The following is an 18231-nucleotide window of genomic DNA, read 5'->3' as shown; positions in this document are numbered from 1 at the left end:
CTAAAACTCAAACTGATAGAGCAAATCTAGTGCCTGATCTACGCCAGACACCGCTTCAAGATACAGCTTAGGCATCAGGCGATAACGTAACGTGAGAGTCGCCAGTGAGTCAAAAATTCCTACACCATATTTTACTTGTAGACCCGGTAGCACATAGCCGCTAACCACCACCTGCGAGGAGTCGCCGACGCCCTGGGTGTCCAGCGCCAGATTGCTGACGCCAAAAGTCTCGCCGATTTTACCCACAACCTGACCACTTTGTGCAACCCCTAAGCCAATCAGCATCGATGTCATCGCCGCACTGTCGCTCTGTTCGCTCTCCAGCCCCTGGCCACGAAGCAGGTACGAGAGCGCTTCTTGTTGCGACATCGCCGGATCGGAGAAGATCTCCGCTTTCGGCTCATCGGCGGTGCCGGTGACGCGAACCCCGGCAATCACATCGTTTTCTGTCGATTCCGGGTTACGAATCGCTTCGATATTCAGCATCGGTTGATCCGGCGGCCCGGAGAACAGCAGTTCGCCTTTGCGCACCAGCAAATCCTGGCCGTAAGCATGGAAACGCCCTTCCGGGATGTTGATCTGCCCGTTCAGGCCCAGCCCCTGCTTATCCTGCGCTACTTTCAGATCGCCCGTCAGCCGCGCTTTCAGGCCGAATGCATCGAGCCGCACGTTGTTGCCGACATGCACCGTCAGGTTGCTGTTGATCGGAATCGACGCGCTTTTGGGTTGCTCAGGCTGCAAGTCGTTATTCAGCATCACTTCATCACTGGAGACGCCGACTGCGCTTTGCGGTAAGTCATGCACCACAATGCGCGCCCACGGCACATCCACGTTGCCATCCAGCGTAAACAGGCTTGGCGTCGCTTCGAATACCACATCCGGCGAGACATCCAGGCGCACCATCGGCGGCACGGTAATGCGTACTTTGCTGCCTTTCGCCGCCACGCGCGCGCGCCAGTTATCAATCTGGCTCCAGTCGGCATCGCCGCTCAGGTTGATCTGCCCCTGCCCGGTACGCACCACGCCCTGCAAGGTCGAACTCATGCCGTTGAAATTCATCGCCAGCTGGCTGGGTTGCATATCAAACGGCATAAAGTTGCCGTCTATGTCCAGCCCGTTCAGCCCCAGTTGCCCGAAGAGCTGCGGGCTTTGCACGTTGCCGCCAAGGCGTAAACTGGCATTCAACGTACCTGCCGCTTTCTCGCCCCGGCTGAAAATAGCATTCGCCATCGCCAGCGAGAAGTTGCGAATATTGACGTTGCCGCCCAGATTGCGCCGCCCTTGCGGATCGGTGACCTGCACCTGACCATCGAACTGGCCGTTATTGGTCAGGCGGATCAGCCAGCCGAGATCGGCCCGGTTATCGCGCAGTTTTGCGTTGAGATTGAGGGTATCAAACGCGAGCGGCAGCGGCGCGTCATTCACTACCTGTGTCACTTTCACGCCGCGCCCGGAGAGCGTCACTTCACCCTGCGGTAGCCCCTCTTTGGTGGTGTCCCAGCTGACATCCGCTTTACCGCTGAACACACCGCTTGCTTGCGTGGTTTCCGGCATAAAGGGTTTCAGCATCGCCAGGTCGAAGCGGTTCAGGTTCACCACCGCGCGACCTTCTGCGCCTGCGTCGATGGTTTGCGGAATGCAAAGTTCAGCGTTCGGGTTCAGCCAGCAGTGCGGGCCGATAGCGATTTTCTGCTCCTGATTGCGGTAATCCAGCGTGACCGGGCGGTTAATCGACCACGGGCCAACCGGCGTGGCAAAGCGCGTATCGCTCAGTGTCCCTTTCCAGCGCTGCTGCTCGCGGTCAAAGCTGCCTGCCAGGTTAAGCTGGCCGGAAACCGGCTCGCCCTGCACGCGCAACTGCAGTTTATGCTGTTGCTCATTGCCGTCCGCCGCCAGCGTCACCAGGCTGAGGTTCACGCCAGGCTGGGCAATGCGCTCTACCCGTACGTTCAGTTTGCCGCCAATCTGGTCACTGGATTTCACATCGCCTTCCACGCGCACGCGAGCCACGGAAAGATCCTGCCAGCGCAGGTTATTGGCGGTGATATCCGCCAGCGCCTGCGGCGCATCCACCGTACCGCGAATTTTCACCAGCCCCTTCGCCGTGCCGCCAAGGCCTGGTAGCGCGTTATTCAGCCCCGGCGCATCAATCGTGGCATCAAGGTTGAGATCTTTAACGCCGAGCTCGCCTTTGATATCGGCGCTGTTTTTCCCCAGTTCCAGGTGCAAGCCGGGAATTGTCCACTGCAAATAGCTGTTACCTTTAAGCTGCCCGTCAACGTTGACCTTGTTCTGCTTCACGTTGCCGCTCAGTTTCAGCTCCGGCACCTCCATTTGCCAGCTACCGCCATACAGGCTGCCGCGCGTTTTAATCAGGCCGTTCAGTTTTGACGGCCATTCCGGGAAGGCTTTTGCGGTATCGATATCTTTCAGCGTTAATTCACCGCGCCAGCTAATCGCCTGCTGCCAGTCGAGCAGCGCTTTCAACTCGGTTTTACCTTCCAGCGCAGCGATAACCAGTTTATCGAGGTTAAGTTGCTGCTCGTTGCCCTTGCCATCAAGCGTAATGGTCGCAGGCGGCACATCCTGGCCTTTCACCGCCGTGCGAAACGCCAGCGTATAGTCGGTCATTTTGCCGGTGAGTTTCAGATTCAGGTCATCGGCCTGGTACTGTTTTTCCCCGGTAAACGGCCAGTAAAGCTGCTTACTGGTTATCTCCAGATCCAGTGGCAAACCGGCTTCGGCCAGTTGCGTTTGCGCGCGCAAATCCATGTCTACCGGACCGGAAAGGTTCACGCCAACGTCGAGTTGCTTACGCATTTCGCCGCCGACTTTCAGTTTCACTTTCTCGCCTTTCAGCGGATCGATATTCAGCGTGGTATTGAGCGTAATATCCACCGGCCAGGAATCACGCAACTGGGCGCTACCGGTAGCGCGCACCTGCCCCTGGTTGGAATCCATATCCAGCGCGTCGAGCTTCATCTGTCCGTCGATACTGCTTACTTTCAGCAACAGGCTGCGCACCAGGATGTCGGTATCGCCGGTAAGACGCAGTTGTTCGCCGCGAAACGCTTCAATATTAAGATTGAGCGGCAGGTGAACATCGGTCATTTCCGGCAGCAGCGGCTTTTCAAACAGCGCTTTCATGGTTTCGCCGAGCGGTTTTTCCTGCGGCTGCGGGTTCTGGATTTTCGGTTCAACGACCTCTTTTTGCGCCACATCGGCCACTTTCGGCAGGGCAATTAGCAACCCTTGCAGCGAGGTCGGTTTCAGCGTCAGGTTTTTCTCCTGCCAGTTCAAACCGGTGGTGAAATCCATTACCGAGACGGTGGTGTCGTCGATTTTGATGTTTACATTGTTGAGCGCCACCCGGCTAAGCGTTATCGGGTATGGCGTGGAGAGGTTCAGCGGCCCGCTCTCTTCCTCTTTTACCGGTGCGGCGGGCGGCATTTTTTTGCTGTCGATAACGACATTGATATCTTTCAACGACAGATCGTTCACGCACAGGCTGCTGTCGCGCAGGCAGCCGAGCTTCACCGCCAGATGCACTTCGCCCGCGTTAACCGCCACGCCCGGCTGGGTAAAACGGATATTTTTTAATGTCAGATCGCGCCAGCCACCGGTCACCTGGCTGATTTCCAGCCCAGGCACCCAGCGGTTGGCCGCTTTAAATAACAGATGCAGCCCGCTGGTAGTGCCCACCAGAAAGACCACGGTGCCCAGCACCAGCAGGATAAACACCAGGACGCCGAGGCTGATTTTCTTCCATAAACTCATAATTCCGGCCCCAACCCGATGTAAAACTGTAATCCGTGTTCTTCTTTATCGCCGACCGGTACGGCGAAATCGAGCTTGATAGGCCCGACCGGTGACTCCCAGCGCATGCCAACACCCGCGCCGGTTTTCACATTACTGCGCCGGATGTCGCTCACCGCTTCGCCGCTATCGACAAACGCCGCGCCCCACCATTTGCCGGTGACGTTGTATTGATACTCCAGTGAACCGGTCGCCAGTTTGGAGGCACCAATCAGCTTGCCGCTGTCATTTTTAGGGGCGATAGATTTGTATTTGTAGCCGCGAATACTGCGATCGCCCCCGGCGAAGAAGCGCAGATCCGGCGGCACGCGATCAAAATCACCGGTTTCGATCCAACCCAGATTGCCGCGCGCCACAAAACGGTGGCGATCGTAAAGAGTACGGATCCAGACGTTTTGCGCCTGCAAAACTAAGAAATCGACATCCGATCCCCAGGCGGTGTTGGAGTAATCCACCGAGTAGCGCTGCGAATCCCCCCAGGTGGGCATCAGACCGCCGCGCGAGCGGGTACGGCTGATCATCACGCCAGGGTAAAGCAGCATGGTGGTGTTGGTCACGTTCGCCTGGGTAAAGTGATCGAGGCTCCAGCGCAGGTTAATGGCGCGCTGCCAGCCGCTGGAGAGATCCCAGTATCGCGACAGCGCGAGCGTGGTGGAATCCGCTTCGGTGTCGTTCAAATCGGTACGCTTAAAGCCGCCCTGCACCAGGTAATATTGTTCAAGCGGGTTTTTCAGCAGCGGCATCTTGTAGCTGAAATCGAGCTGCTGTTCCGGCGCGGAGATACTGGTGCTGGTGGTCAGGCTGTGGCCGTAGGAGTTCATCCACGGCTTTTTCCATGTTGCTTTGACGCGCGGCCCGACATCGGTTGAGTAGCCCACCCCGGTTTCAATGGTGTTTTCCGTGCGAGGTGACACCACGCCTTTAAGCGGCAACACTTTGGTTTTACGTGCTTTATCAAACTCTGGCGCGACAACTACCGAATTAAACCAGCCGGTGGCGGACAGGCGACGGTTTAGCTCTGCCAGATCCTGAGTCTGGTAATAATCCCCTTCGTGGAAGGGCACCAGGTTTTGCAGGTATTCGTCGCGGATTTGCGAGCCTTCAAACGTAACCGTACCAAAGCGGTAACGCTGGCCGCTGTCGTAATCGATATCCCAGAACGCCTGGCGGCGCTCAAGGGCAATGCCAAGCTGGCTTTTAAGGAACTGACTGTCGAAGTAGCCTTTACGCAGCGCCACGCTGGTGAGCGATTTTTTGAAATTGTCGTAATCGTTATGGTGCAGCACCGTGCCGATAGCGGGGCGTTTTTTGAGTAAGTCGAGATAATCACTGTCCGTACGCGCGCCGCCGCGCAGGATCACGCTATTGCCGCCAATACGCACCGGTTCACCAGCCTGCACACGCGCAATCAGCACCTGGCGCCCTTTCGCCGGTGGCGGCCGCAGTTCGAAATCGATGGTGGGTTCGTAATAGCCTAAGGCTTTTAACCCTTCGCGGATGGCGTCATCCACGCGCGCCTGAAAACGGCGGTCCGGGGTCACTTCATCACTTTCAATGGTGGACAACTGGGCGCGCACGTTTTTTTGCAGCTCCCCGGTTAGCCCCTCCAGTTGCAATCGCACGTTGGCGGCGAAAGCCGTTTCGCCCACCAGCAGTAAAGCGGCAAAACATAACAGACGGATCTTTGGCACGTTCTCTCCTGAATATCCTTGTTCCCACCCCTGGAAGGAAACGTAAGCGCAGCTCCGCGCTGAGCCAGGTTTTGCCTTATGACAGAACACAAGCCGATAAAAACCCGTTAACACAGGTTGAAAAACGGACGACTACCCCAAAATTTCTTATGTTTAAATCTAGTCTGATTTATGGCGTTTATTGTGTTAAAACACAGGCCGCAACACAACCCTAACCGCAATTAGCCCCTCCGGGAGGTATCACCGTGAGTCTGTTCGATAAAAAAGAGCTTGTTTCCCAATCAGATACATTGCCCGGACGCAATACACCGATGCCCGTTGCCAGTTTACATGCTGTTAACGAGCATTCAATGAGTCATGTTCCGGAAGGGATGGAGATCGCCCTGTTCGCAATGGGCTGTTTTTGGGGCGTGGAACGCCTGTTCTGGCAGTTAGACGGGGTTTACAGCACGGCAGCTGGCTATACCGGCGGCTACACGCCGAATCCGACCTACCGCGAAGTCTGTTCCGGCCTGACCGGCCATGCGGAAGCGGTGCGTGTGGTATACGACCCGAACGTGGTGAGTTACGAAAAACTGCTGCAGGTTTTCTGGGAAAACCACGATCCGGCGCAGGGCATGCGTCAGGGCAATGATTCGGGCACCCAGTACCGTTCCGGGATTTACCCGCTGACGCCAGAGCAAAGCGACGCCGCACAAGCCAGCCTTGCGCGCTTCCAGCAAGCGATGCGCAGCGCAGGCGACGCGCGCCAGGTGACGACCGAAATCAAAGCCGCGACGCCGTTCTATTACGCGGAAGATGAGCATCAACAATATCTGTATAAAAACCCGCACGGCTACTGCGGTATCGGTGGCATTGGCGTTTGTTTGCCACCGCAGCTTAACCCTTAAAAAGCTGCGGGTTTTATCGCCGAAAAACGGCGCAAATTAAGCCTCTGGCAGCCTGCAACAGGCTTACGCTATACTACCCCTCGAAATTGCCGGTCCACCGCTTCGGGCCGGCTTTCATTAGTGTTTACCACATGGATATTCAAAACCCCTTCCGAGGATCCGGTTAATAGCTGGATAAATTATGTTAAACAGTATCTTAGTCATACTCTGTCTGATCGCGGTAAGTGCGTTTTTCTCGTTGTCCGAGATCTCACTCGCCGCATCGCGAAAAATTAAGCTCAAACTGCTGGCCGATGAAGGCAATATCAACGCGCAACGCATTTTAAAAATGCAGGAAACGCCTGGTATGTTCTTTACGGTGGTGCAAATCGGCCTTAACGCCGTTGCCATTCTTGGCGGTATCGTCGGCGACGCGGCATTTTCCCCCGTTTTTCACGGCCTGCTGATCAATGTCGTTTCACCGGAGCTTGCCGAACAACTTAGCTTTATTATCTCTTTCTCGCTGGTGACCGGGTTATTCATTCTTTTCGCCGACCTGACACCGAAACGCATCGGTATGATTGCGCCTGAAGCCGTGGCTTTGCGTATCATCAACCCGATGCGCTTCTGCTTATTTGTTTTCCGCCCGCTGGTCTGGTTTTTCAACGGCCTGGCCAACGTGATTTTCCGCATCTTCAAACTGCCGATGGCGCGTAAAGATGACATCACTTCTGACGATATTTATGCGGTAGTGGAAGCCGGTGCGTTAGCCGGGGTGCTGCGTAAGCAGGAACACGAACTGATTGAGAACGTGTTTGAACTGGAATCGCGTACCGTGCCGTCGTCAATGACCTCACGCGAAAACGTCATTTGGTTTGATCTGCATGAAGATGAACAGAGCCTGAAAAAGAAAGTGTCGGAACATCCGCACTCGAAGTTTCTGGTCTGTAACGATGATATCGACCACATTGTCGGCTATGTCGACTCCAAAGATCTGCTGAACCGCGTACTGGCAAACCAGAGCATGGCGCTGAATAGCGGCGTGCAGATCCGCAATACATTGATTGTCCCGGATACATTAACGCTCTCTGAAGCGCTGGAAAGTTTCAAAACTGCGGGCGAAGACTTCGCGGTGATCATGAACGAATACGCGCTGGTAGTGGGCGTCATCACGCTTAACGATGTAATGACGACATTGATGGGCGATCTGGTCGGCCAGGTGGAAGAGATGATCGTCGCGCGTGATGAAAACTCGTGGCTGATTGACGGCGGTACACCGATTGATGACGTGATGCGCGTACTGGATATCGATGAATTCCCGCAGTCTGGTAACTACGAAACCATCGGCGGCTTTATGATGTTTATGCTGCGTAAAATCCCGAAACGCACCGATGCGGTGAAGTTTTCCGGCTACAAATTCGAAGTGGTGGACATTGATAACTACCGCATCGATCAGCTGCTGGTAACACGCATTGATACCCGCGCGACGGTGTTAACGCCGAAGCTGCCGGACGCCGAAGGTAAAGGCGCGGCGTAATCTACCGCAGAAATGTCAACGGCCCCTTTGGGGCCGTTTTTTTATAGTACTTAAACTACTGCATAGCACAGCTGTTAAGCCATCTCGGTCTGCAAACGCAGCACCTGACGGTTCACTTCAGACATGACAGACAGATGCTGTTTGTCTTTCACTTTCGGGATAAGGATTTTGCCCTTATCGAACTCGAAAGCGCCAACGTCCTTGATATACAACCGTCCACGAAACAGGATTTTTACGTACTTAGCCACCTGAAGTGGGTTGTAACGTTGGAAAATTTTCATTCTTGTATCTCCTGTGAAACATTACGCTCTTGCGGTTCCACAATCGGACCAACGTAGGTGAGCGCAAATTTTAATGCTCAATGACTATAGTTCAGAACCTAACCTATACATAGTGTGAATAACTTTATTTACCTTTTGATGACAATTATTCAGAATATTCTTTTCAACACCTTACTCTGCGCAGTATAAGCCCACATTTTTTCACGGTTATGTGCGTTCGCCCGCAAACTGGCATCCAGATTGCGGGAAAAAGGCATTGATCGCATTTATGATTAAAACGCGAGCCCAAGTGGTCGGATCACCTGCACAAACACAAGAGATAATAAGGAAACGCCATGACCCTACGTAACATCCTGGCAGCGACATGCCTGTTACTGCCGCTGGTTGCTTCAGCCCACAATTTTGAAAACAACCAACGCGTGCCGCCTGTGGGCATAGCCGACAGAGGGGAGTTGATACTGGATAACGACAAGTTTAGCTATAAAAAATGGAATAGCGCCCAACTTCCAGGCAAAGTGCGAGTGGTGCAGCATATTGCTGGTCGAACGTCAGCAAAAGAGAAGAATGCCGCGCTGATTGAAGCGATCAAATCCGCAAAACTGCCGCACGATAAATACCAAACCACCACCATCGTTAACACCGATGACGCCATTCCCGGCAGCGCGATGTTTGTGCGCAGCAGTATCGAAAGCAATAAGAAGCTCTATCCGTGGTCACAATTTATTGTGGATAGCGAAGGCGTGACGCGCAAAGCCTGGAAACTGGACGAGGAGAGCTCGGCGATTGTGGTACTGGATAAAGACGGGCGCGTACAGTATGCAAAAGATGGTGGGCTGAGCCAGCAAGAAGTGCAGCAAGTCATCGACCTGCTGCACAAGCTGCTTAATCAATAGAGCGAAACCCGAAAGCCGGGATTGAGGAAGGATTCACGCGGGGTGTAATCCAGTGTGCGCCCCTGCCAGTCGTGAACATGCGCCCCGGCGGCGACCGCCACCGCATGGCCCGCCGCCGTGTCCCAGACGCTGGTTGGCCCAAAGCGCGGGTAAAGCTGCGCTTTGCCTTCTGCCACGAGACAAAATTTCAGCGAAGAGCCAATCGCGGTGGTCTGGTGTTCGCCAAGGTGCTGCAAATACTCTTTCAGCTCATCGTCCGCGTGCGAGCGGCTCACCACCACCAGCGGCGGGCGCGCATCACGAACCTGAATCTGCTGATGATGCCCCGCTTCATCTTTCCACGCCTTCCCTTCTGCGGCGGAATACATCACTTTCAGTACCGGGGCGTAAACCACGCCGAGCACCGGTTTTCCGTCCTCAATCAGGGCGATATTGACGGTAAATTCACCGTTGCGCTTGATGAATTCTTTGGTGCCGTCCAGCGGATCCACCAGCCAGTAACGTCCCCATGTCTGGCGAACCTCCCAAGTGGGCGGATCTTCTTCTGACAGCACCGGAATGTCCGGCGTCAACGCCTGTAAACCGCGCACAATCACCCCGTGTGCGGCAATATCGGCGGCGGTTACCGGTGAGTCATCGACTTTGCTGGTGACTTCCATCGGCTTATGCCCATCGTAGACCTGCATAATGGCATCGCCCGCTTCGCGCGCGAGCTGGCAAATTGCATCTAACATTTTCCACCTCTTCTGTTCAGTGGTTTGTAACTCATTGTTTTACTTATATCGTATTGCGGCGGAATCTGCCATCTGTGATAGCGATTGCGTTTTCTTTGCACGCTTTTATGGCAGTATTCACAATTCTGTAAGCAACAAAATGTACATAACACTTTCTTTTGTGGCTTAGATCGAAAAAGGATGCCTCTGATGATTAAGTTTAGTGCAACGCTTCTGGCAACGCTGATTGCGGCCAGCGTGCAGGCTGCAACGGTGGATTTACGTATTCTGGAAACCACTGATTTGCATAGCAACATGATGGATTTTGATTACTACAAAGACACGGCGACGGAAAAATTCGGCCTGGTGCGCGCCGCAAGCCTAATTAACGCCGCGCGAAATGAAGTCAAAAACAGCGTGCTGGTAGATAACGGCGACTTAATCCAGGGCAGCCCATTGGGCGATTATATGGCGGCGAAAGGGCTGAAAGCCGGGGAGGTTCATCCGGTGTATAAAGCGATGAACACCCTGGATTACGCTGTCGGCAACCTGGGCAACCACGAATTCAACTACGGTCTGGATTACCTGCACAAGGCGCTGGCTGGCGCGAAATTCCCGTATGTAAACGCCAATATTATTGATGTTAAAAGCCAAAAGCCGCTCTTCACACCTTACTTAATCAAAGAGACGCCGGTCACCGACAGCGAAGGCAAAACGCACACGCTGCGCATCGGTTATATCGGCTTTGTGCCGCCGCAGATCATGGTCTGGGATAAAGCCAACCTGAGCGGCAAAGTGACGGTGAATGACATCACCAAAACCGCACGTAAATATGTGCCGGAAATGCGCGCCAAAGGCGCGGATCTGGTGGTCGTGGTCGCACACTCCGGGCTGTCGGCGGAGCCGTACCAGGCGATGGCGGAAAACTCCGTTTATTACCTCAGCGAAGTGCCGGGCGTTGATGCAATCCTGTTTGGCCACGCCCATGCTGTGTTCCCGGGTAAAGATTTTGCGGCGATAAAAGGCGCGGATATCAAGAAAGGAACGTTGAACGGCATTCCTTCCGTGATGCCGGGCATGTGGGGCGATCATCTTGGCGTGGTCGATCTGGTGCTGAACAATGATTCTGGCAAATGGCAGGTGCGCGAATCCAAAGCCGAAGCGCGCCCGATTTATGACGCGGCGGCGAAAAAAGCCCTCGTTGGCGAAGACAGCAAGCTGGTGCAGATCCTCAAACACGATCACGACGCCACCCGCGAGTTTGTCGGCAAACCGATCGGCAAATCCGCCGACAACATGTACAGCTACCTGGCGCTGGTGCAGGACGATCCGACCGTGCAGGTGGTGAACAACGCGCAAAAAGCCTACGTTGAACACTTTATTCAGGGCGATCCGGATCTGGCAAAACTGCCGGTGCTTTCCGCTGCCGCGCCGTTTAAAGTGGGTGGCCGCAAGAATGATCCCGCCAGTTATGTCGAAGTGGAAAAAGGCCAGTTAACCTTCCGCAATGCCGCCGATTTATACCTCTACCCGAACACGCTGGTGGTGGTGAAAGCGACCGGCAAAGAGGTGAAAGAGTGGCTGGAGTGCTCCGCCGGTCAGTTTAACCAGATCGATCCGCACAGTGATAAGCCGCAAAGCCTGATCAACTGGGACGGTTTCCGCACCTATAACTTCGATGTCATTGATGGTGTGAACTACCAGATTGATGTGACGCAACCGGCGCGCTACGACGGCGAATGCCAGAGCGTTAACCCGCAGGCGGAACGTATTAAAAATCTGACCTTTAACGGCAAGCCGATTGATCCGAACGCGGTGTTCCTCGTCGCGACCAATAACTACCGCGCCTACGGCGGCAAGTTTGCCGGTACCGGCGACAGCCATATTGCCTTTGCCTCGCCGGATGAAAACCGCGCGGTGCTGGCGAAGTGGATAAGCGATGAAACCCAACGCGCAGGCGAAATTCACCCGGCTGCCGACAACAACTGGCAACTGGCGCCCATTCACAGCGACACCAAGCTGGATATTCGTTTTGAAACCGCGCCCACGGACAAAGCCGCCGCGTTTATCAAAGAGAAAGCTCGCTACCCGATGGCGAAAGTCGCCAACGACGAGATTGGCTTTGCTATCTATAACGTTCAGTTAAACAAGTAGTTATTCAACCAACGCCTGCTGGCCTTCCCGTTCATCGCGGAAGGCCAGTACCTGCGGAACATTCAGTTCTATCCAGTCAGCAAGCGCAGCGACCTTCTCGCTTACCTGTTCACCCAGCGGGGTCAGGCTATACTCGACATGCGGCGGCACCACCGGGTAAGCCACGCGGTTGATAAAGCCATCCTGCTCCAGCCATTGCAGGCTCTGCGCCAGCATCTTTTCACTGACGCCGCCCATTTTGCGGCGCAAGTCGCTAAAGCGGTGAGTGCCATCGCGTAGCGCCACCAGAATCAGCACACCCCAGCGGCTGGTGACATGTTTCAGAATATCCCGCGAGGGACACTGCTCGGCGAACAGATTGCCGTCACGCATTTGTTCACTCAATGTTTGCGGTCGGGATTGCGTTTTCATACTTACCTTTTTGTACGTACTTACTAAAAGTTAGTTAAGGTGTTAGCGTACCACAACACTCACCGAACACCGAAGGAGAATACTCATGATCGCACTCACCGGCGCGACCGGCCAACTGGGCCAGTTTGTGGTAGAAGAACTGCTGAAAACCGTGGCGGCAAAAGAGATTGTCGCTATCGTTCGTAACCCGGCGAAAGCCGAAGCGCTCAGCAAACAAGGTGTTCTGGTTCGCCAGGCCGATTATGGCGACCAGGCCGCGTTCACCCAGGCGCTGGCAGGCGTGAACAAGCTGCTGCTGATCTCCAGCAGCGAAGTGGGTCAGCGCGCTGTGCAACACCGCAATGTGATTAACGCCGCCAAAGCCGCCGGGGTGAAATTCATTGCTTACACCAGCCTGCTGCACGCCGATAAATCCCCGCTTGGCCTGCATGTTGAACACGTTGAAACCGAGAACATGCTCGCCGATTCCGGCATTCCTTATGCCCTGCTGCGTAACGGCTGGTACAGCGAAAACTACCTGGCAAGCGCGCCAGCGGCACTGGCACACGGGGTCTTTATTGGCGCAGCAGGTGACGGCAAAATCGCCTCTGCTACTCGCGCCGATTACGCTGCTGCCGCCGCGCGCGCGATAAGCGAAGAAGGGCATGCGGGCAAAGTCTATGAACTGGCCGGTGATAACGGCTGGACGCTCACTGAACTGGCCGCACTGCTCAGCAAAGCCAGCGGTAAAAACGTGGTCTATCAGAACCTGAGCGAAGCCGACTTCGCCGCCGCGCTGAAAGGCGCTGGCCTGCCGGACTGGCTCGCCACCATGCTGGCAGATTCCGATGCGGGAGCTGCCAAAGGTGGCCTGTTTGATGACAGTAAAACGCTCAGCACATTGATTGGCCGCCCGACCACGTCGATTGAAAAGAGCGTCAGCGACCTTCTGTAAAGGTTACAAAGTGGTTAATTTTTGTAGCCTCCCGCCGGGCCATCCCTAATAATGAAGGGATGACCCGTGTGGAGAGAGACCGTGGAAGGTGTACCTGAGCAGTTTACTGACGAGCGAGATTGCGCGCGCTTTCGCCACCTGGCGTTACTGCCAGGGGTGGAGCTGTACCACGCGCATATTTCGCGTTACGCCTTTGAGCCGCATACCCATGAAGCGTTTGGCATTGGCGCGATCGAAGCCGGAGCCGAACGCTTTCGTTATCGCGGTACACAGTATGTCGCGCCGGTGCATTCTGTAGTCACCATGAACCCTGACGAGCTGCACACCGGCGAAGCGGAAACCGCCGACGGCTGGCGCTATCGCATGGTTTATCTTGAGCCCGATCTGCTGGAAGAGGTCACCGGGATCCGCCACTGGTGGTTTAGCGATGTGATGCGCCACGATCCGCTGCGCACCCGGCTGATCTGCACCCAGATCCACGGCTTGTGGCACACCGACGATCCGCTGGCGCAACAGGGGATTTTGCTGGATCTCATCGATACCTTCCGCCCGCTGGCGCACCATGCGCCGCAGCACCCGGAAGGCGCGCACCGGTTTGAGCGCGTGCGCGATTACCTGCATGACAACTATATGCACAGCCTGACGCTCGATGAACTGGCGAAAGTCGCAGCGCTCAGCCCGTACCATTTTCAACGTCAGTTCAAGGCGCATTTTCATGTCACCCCGCACCAGATGCTGATGGCGATCCGCCTGTGGCGCGCCAAAGCGTTTCTGACCCAGGGCATGCCCGCCGCCGATGTCGCCGCCGTTACTGGCCTCACCGATCAATCACACCTCACCCGCGCATTTACGCACCGCTACGGCATCACGCCGGTGCGTTACCAAAAGCAAGTCACGCGCCGTTAATGCGCAATCTCATACAATATTTCCGCCCGTTGCCCTCCTACACTGTTCGCTGTCGATGTAAATGTAGGTGGAAAGATGATTAGTGGTGTGTTGTATGCCCTGCTTGCCGGGCTGTTATGGGGGCTTATTTTTGTCGGCCCGCTGATCGTGCCGGATTACCCGGCGGCGCTGCAATCTACCGGGCGCTATCTGGCGCTGGGGATTATCGCCCTGCCGCTGGCATGGCTGGGTCGCGCGCGCTTGCGCCAGCTTACGCGCAGCGACTGGTTCACCGCCTTATGGCTGACAGTCATGGGCAACCTTATCTATTACATCTGCCTGGCAAGCGCCATTCAGCGCACGGGCGCGCCGGTGTCGACGATGATCATCGCCACGCTGCCGGTGGTGATCCCGGTGTGCGCTAACCTGCTCTACAGCCAGCGTGACGGCAAACTTTCGTGGCGGCGGCTTGCTCCCGCACTGCTCTGCATTGCGCTGGGGTTAGGCTGCGTGAATATCGCCGAACTGCGCCACGGGCTGCCCAATTTCAGCGGCTGGCGCTACGGTTCCGGTATTGTGCTGGCTTTCACTTCGGTCGCCTGCTGGGCCTGGTATGCGCTGCGCAATGCCCGCTGGCTGCGGGAAAACCCGGACAAAAACCCGATGATGTGGGCCACAGCGCAAGCGCTGGTGACGCTGCCGGTGTCACTGGTGGGCTATATTGCGGCATGCCTGTGGCTTGGTGTTCAGCAACCTGATTTCACCCTACCCTTCGGGCCGCGTCCGCTGGTGTTTATCACGCTGATGTTCGCCATTGCGGTGCTCTGCTCGTGGGTGGGTGCATTATGCTGGAACATTGCCTGCCAGCGGCTACCGACGGTGATTGTTGGCCCATTGATCGTCTTTGAAACGCTGGCCGGGCTGCTCTATACCTTTATGCTGCGCCACAGCCTGCCGCCGCTGCTCACCGTCTGCGGTATTGTCTTGCTGGTCGGCGGCGTGCTGATGGCCGTACTGTCGAAGCCGCGAAAAACCAGCGTCACCACACTGAGTGCCGAATAAAAAAACCGTCTTCGCATTGGTTTCGCGCCGATAAACGGCGCGAAAATCAGGGCTCAGTCCGTTCGATGAGAGTGGATGCCACACAATCTGGCATAACCACTCTGTGTCGATGCGTACCTCACCGCCTGGGATTTTCAAAGGGGCATAAAAAAACCCGGCATATGCCTGACACCGTTCACTTAAGAGATTTGGAGAGACAAAAAGCATCTCCTCCAGGAGATGACCCCCCCTATTTCGGGGTTTCATCGGTTATCTCTTGATGTGTTTCGTTTACCAACTGCTTAAACGAATGGTGTTAGACCTATGCCGGGTTTCGGGAGCGCGACGCAACCGTTATCAGAACGTTTCCCAGTTGGCTTCGCTGAAGCTTTTGCTCGCTTTGGCCTGCGGTTTGCTGGCTGGCGTGACTAACGCCGGACGGCGTGCGCTACGCGTACGGTTGACCTTGAATACCGCCACGGTTTCAGTCAGGCGTGCCGCCTGCTCTTCCAGTGCCGCAGCCGCAGCGGCGGACTCTTCTACCAGCGAGGCGTTCTGCTGGGTAACGCGGTCCATCTCGGCAACGGCCTGACCCACCTGATCGATACCACGGCTCTGCTCGTCAGACGCAGACGAGATTTCGCCCATAATATCGGTCACGCGCGTGACGGCGCTGACGATTTCAGCCATGGTTTCCCCGGCTTCATGCACCAGTGCGGCACCCGCATTGACACGATTACCAGAGTCTTCAATCAGCCCTTTAATCTCTTTCGCTGCCTGCGCGCTACGCTGCGCCAGGGTACGCACTTCGCCCGCAACCACGGCAAAGCCACGGCCTTGTTCGCCCGCGCGCGCCGCTTCAACGGCGGCGTTCAGCGCTAGGATGTTGGTCTGGAAGGCGATACCGTCAATCACGTTGGTGATCTGCGCGATTTTGCTGGAACTGGTGGCAATCTCATCCATGGTGCGCACTACGCCATCAACCACGTCACCGCCTTTCTTCGCGGTACCGGACGCATTCAGCGCCAGTTGTGTCGCCTGGCGGGCGTTGTCGGCGTTCTGTTTCACCGTGGCGGTGAGCTGCTCCATGCTGGCAGCGGTCTCTTCCAGCGACGCGGCTTGCTGCTCAGTGCGTGAAGAGAGATCGTTACTGCCGGCAGAAATTTCACCCGCGCCAGTGTAAATGGTGTCTGCGCCATCGCGAACGACGCTCACTGTTTTCACCAGCGACTGCTGCATTTCCTGCACATTCTGCGCCAGCAGCGCCATTTCGTTTTTGCCTTCGGCGTCGATGTCATGCGTCAAATCGCCGCTTGCGATGTGGCGGATATGGCTCATCACCCCATGCAACGGCTTCAACAGGACGCGCTGCATCGCAACCCAGCTCATGACGATCACCGCCAACACCACCAGCATCACGGTGCCAAGGATCCACAGGATACGCTGGTAATCGCGTTCATTCTGGACGATCCCTTCACTCGCCAGTACGGTTTGCGCATCGCGCCACGCGCGATAGCTCTTCTGCATGACAACTTGTTTCGCTTCGGCGTTCTGGCGGAACATATCTTCCAGATTCCCGGCGAGCAGCAGACGGTTCATCTCTGTCAGCGTCGCATGGTAGATGCCGTATTGCGTTTCCAGATCTTTCGACAGCGCTTTATCCAGCCCTGGTGTGTCCGGAATGGTTTTGTACTTCTCGAAATGCTGTTGCGCCTGGTTCAGCAAGTTGGTGGCCGTTTGCGCCAGTTCATTAAGCTGGCCGCCATTAATCTGGCTGGCAGTGCTGCTTTGCAGACGCAGCATGCCGCGGTTCAGCGTCACACGCGCCTGGTTGAGGCTGATCCAGGCATCGGTAAATTCGGAAACGTTCTGGCTGGAAACCTGAGAAACGTTGAAGTTGTTTTTATCGTTATTGAGCGCACTGATGAACACGCCAGCGGAGATCAGCTGCATGGCACCGAGTACAAGTAAAACCATGATTAATAAAGTAATAACTTTTATTCTTTTAAACATTGTAAGCCTTTATAGCGTGCAGGATATTGTCTGGAGTTTTGGTATCGGCAGCGGCGCGGAGTTATTTAATTGTGATGCAGTTCGCAATCCAGTAATTTCCAATAAAAACACCGGTATTCAACATGTTAAATTCGTAAGATTTTTTGTGATGAATATCACATTTTTTCGTGTAAGAAAGGAATAAGGCGATTTCCGCCACCCCAAAAGGGGTATATCATCGGCTTAAAGATGCATTTAAAATACAACTTATAAATTACACATGAGGTAACTGCTATGGCTTTCCGCGATCAACCCCTGGGTGAGCTGGCGCTCTCTATCCCCCGCGCCTCCGCACTGTTCCGTAAATATGATATGGATTACTGCTGCGGCGGTAAGCAGACGCTGGGACGTTCTGCGGCCCGCAAAGAGCTGGATATTGACGTCATCGAAGCCGAGCTGGCGACGCTTGCCGGGCAGCCGATTGAGAAAGACTGGCGCATGGCGGGGCTGGCGGAAATCATCGACCACATTATCGTGCGTTACCATGACCGTCACCGCGAACAACTGCCGGAACTGATCCTGCAGGCCACCAAAGTTGAGCGCGTCCACGCCGATAAACCGAACGTGCCGCGCGGCTTAACCAAATATCTGACGATGCTGCATGAAGAGCTTTCCAGCCACATGATGAAAGAGGAGCAGATCCTGTTCCCGATGATCAAACAGGGCATGGGCTCGCAGGCGATGGGTCCGATAAGCGTAATGGAAAGCGAGCATGATGAAGCGGGCGAACTGCTGGAAGTGATCAAACACATCACCAATAACGTTACGCCGCCGCCGGAAGCCTGTACCACCTGGAAGGCGATGTATAACGGCATCAACACGTTGATTGACGATCTGATGGAACACATCAGCCTGGAAAACAACAATCTGTTCCCGCGTGCCCTCGCTGGCGAATAAATAAAGGCGCCCGAGAGCGCCCTGATTCATGGAAGTTTAGAGCCGCCGCGCGGCTCT

At 55.3% G+C, this 18231-nt stretch carries 15 protein-coding genes; 9 read left to right on the top strand and 6 right to left on the bottom strand.

Features of this window, described 5'->3' with window-relative positions; genetic code table 11:
• A complete protein-coding gene (gene tamB / locus ACFX4U_RS20155) occupies nucleotides 1–3777 on the bottom strand; it encodes an autotransporter assembly complex protein TamB (protein ID WP_313508046.1) in 3777 nt (1258 codons plus the stop codon).
• Nucleotides 3774–5507 (bottom strand): autotransporter assembly complex protein TamA, encoded by a 1734-nt coding sequence (tamA, locus tag ACFX4U_RS20150; RefSeq protein ID WP_313508047.1) that lies wholly within the window; start codon nucleotides 5505–5507, stop codon nucleotides 3774–3776. Before tamA ends, tamB begins: the two co-directional genes overlap by 4 nt.
• 245 nt (nucleotides 5508–5752) lie before the next feature.
• Here tamA and msrA point away from each other — a divergent pair, with 245 nt between their 5' ends.
• The gene (gene msrA / locus ACFX4U_RS20145) at nucleotides 5753–6397 is read left to right on the top strand and encodes a peptide-methionine (S)-S-oxide reductase MsrA (protein WP_313508048.1); all 645 of its coding nucleotides are present in this window, start codon (nucleotides 5753–5755) and stop codon (nucleotides 6395–6397) included.
• A 181-nt stretch (nucleotides 6398–6578) separates the two neighbouring features.
• A complete protein-coding gene (locus ACFX4U_RS20140; protein WP_313508049.1) occupies nucleotides 6579–7913 on the top strand; it encodes a hemolysin family protein in 1335 nt (444 codons plus the stop codon).
• Nucleotides 7914–7987: 74 nt separating this feature from the next.
• Here ACFX4U_RS20140 and ACFX4U_RS20135 read toward each other — a convergent pair whose 3' ends face one another.
• Complete coding sequence (locus ACFX4U_RS20135) at nucleotides 7988–8194, bottom strand: DUF1107 domain-containing protein (RefSeq protein ID WP_004857160.1); 207 nt, start codon at nucleotides 8192–8194, stop codon at nucleotides 7988–7990.
• A gap of 335 nt (nucleotides 8195–8529) precedes the next feature.
• On the opposite strand from ACFX4U_RS20135, the gene ACFX4U_RS20130 reads away from it, so the two are divergent.
• Nucleotides 8530–9087 (top strand): YtfJ family protein, encoded by a 558-nt coding sequence (locus ACFX4U_RS20130; RefSeq protein ID WP_017459133.1) that lies wholly within the window; start codon nucleotides 8530–8532, stop codon nucleotides 9085–9087.
• Here ACFX4U_RS20130 and cysQ read toward each other — a convergent pair.
• Nucleotides 9081–9821 (bottom strand): 3'(2'),5'-bisphosphate nucleotidase CysQ, encoded by a 741-nt coding sequence (gene cysQ / locus ACFX4U_RS20125; RefSeq protein WP_305737277.1) that lies wholly within the window; start codon nucleotides 9819–9821, stop codon nucleotides 9081–9083. The genes ACFX4U_RS20130 and cysQ overlap by 7 nt on opposite strands.
• Nucleotides 9822–10010: 189 nt before the next feature.
• Here cysQ and ACFX4U_RS20120 point away from each other — a divergent pair, with 189 nt between their 5' ends.
• Nucleotides 10011–11954, top strand: coding sequence for a bifunctional 2',3'-cyclic-nucleotide 2'-phosphodiesterase/3'-nucleotidase (locus ACFX4U_RS20120; protein ID WP_313508050.1), 1944 nt, complete (start codon nucleotides 10011–10013; stop codon nucleotides 11952–11954).
• Here the strand turns inward: ACFX4U_RS20120 and ACFX4U_RS20115 are convergent, their stop codons facing one another.
• Complete coding sequence (locus ACFX4U_RS20115) at nucleotides 11955–12365, bottom strand: helix-turn-helix domain-containing protein (protein WP_313508051.1); 411 nt, start codon at nucleotides 12363–12365, stop codon at nucleotides 11955–11957.
• A gap of 85 nt (nucleotides 12366–12450) precedes the next feature.
• On the opposite strand from ACFX4U_RS20115, the gene ACFX4U_RS20110 reads away from it, so the two are divergent.
• The 3 genes from ACFX4U_RS20110 (at nucleotide 12451) to ACFX4U_RS20100 (ending at nucleotide 15246) form a co-directional block, all read left to right on the top strand.
• Entirely contained in the window at nucleotides 12451–13299 is an 849-nt protein-coding gene (locus ACFX4U_RS20110; protein WP_313508052.1) for an SDR family oxidoreductase, read from the top strand.
• A gap of 81 nt (nucleotides 13300–13380) precedes the next feature.
• Entirely contained in the window at nucleotides 13381–14205 is an 825-nt protein-coding gene (locus ACFX4U_RS20105; RefSeq protein ID WP_313508058.1) for an AraC family transcriptional regulator, read from the top strand.
• A gap of 75 nt (nucleotides 14206–14280) precedes the next feature.
• The gene (locus ACFX4U_RS20100) at nucleotides 14281–15246 is read left to right on the top strand and encodes a DMT family transporter (RefSeq protein WP_305737280.1); all 966 of its coding nucleotides are present in this window, start codon (nucleotides 14281–14283) and stop codon (nucleotides 15244–15246) included.
• Between the two features lie 336 nt (nucleotides 15247–15582).
• On the opposite strand, the gene ACFX4U_RS20095 is transcribed toward ACFX4U_RS20100, so the two are convergent.
• On the bottom strand, nucleotides 15583–17238 hold the full coding sequence (locus ACFX4U_RS20095) for a methyl-accepting chemotaxis protein (RefSeq protein ID WP_313508054.1): 1656 nt from the start codon (nucleotides 17236–17238) through the stop codon (nucleotides 15583–15585).
• Here ACFX4U_RS20095 and ACFX4U_RS20090 point away from each other — a divergent pair.
• Together ACFX4U_RS20090 and ytfE are read left to right on the top strand one after the other, a co-directional pair.
• Nucleotides 17177–17422: a hypothetical protein gene (locus ACFX4U_RS20090; RefSeq protein ID WP_313508059.1), complete on the top strand. Its 246-nt coding sequence runs from the start codon at nucleotides 17177–17179 to the stop codon at nucleotides 17420–17422. The two genes, ACFX4U_RS20095 and ACFX4U_RS20090, sit on opposite strands and share 62 nt — an antisense overlap.
• Nucleotides 17423–17511: 89 nt before the next feature.
• Nucleotides 17512–18174, top strand: a complete 663-nt coding sequence (gene ytfE, locus ACFX4U_RS20085) for an iron-sulfur cluster repair protein YtfE (RefSeq protein WP_305737282.1) — start codon at nucleotides 17512–17514, stop codon at nucleotides 18172–18174.
• Nucleotides 18175–18231: the final 57 nt, after the last annotated feature.

The sequence above is a fragment of the Kosakonia sp. YIM B13588 genome (genome assembly GCF_042788165.1).
GTDB classification, from domain to species: Bacteria; Pseudomonadota; Gammaproteobacteria; order Enterobacterales; family Enterobacteriaceae; genus Kosakonia; species Kosakonia sacchari.
The sequence above is the reverse complement of the archived record's forward strand: the minus strand, read 5'-3'. Positions and strand labels throughout refer to the sequence as shown.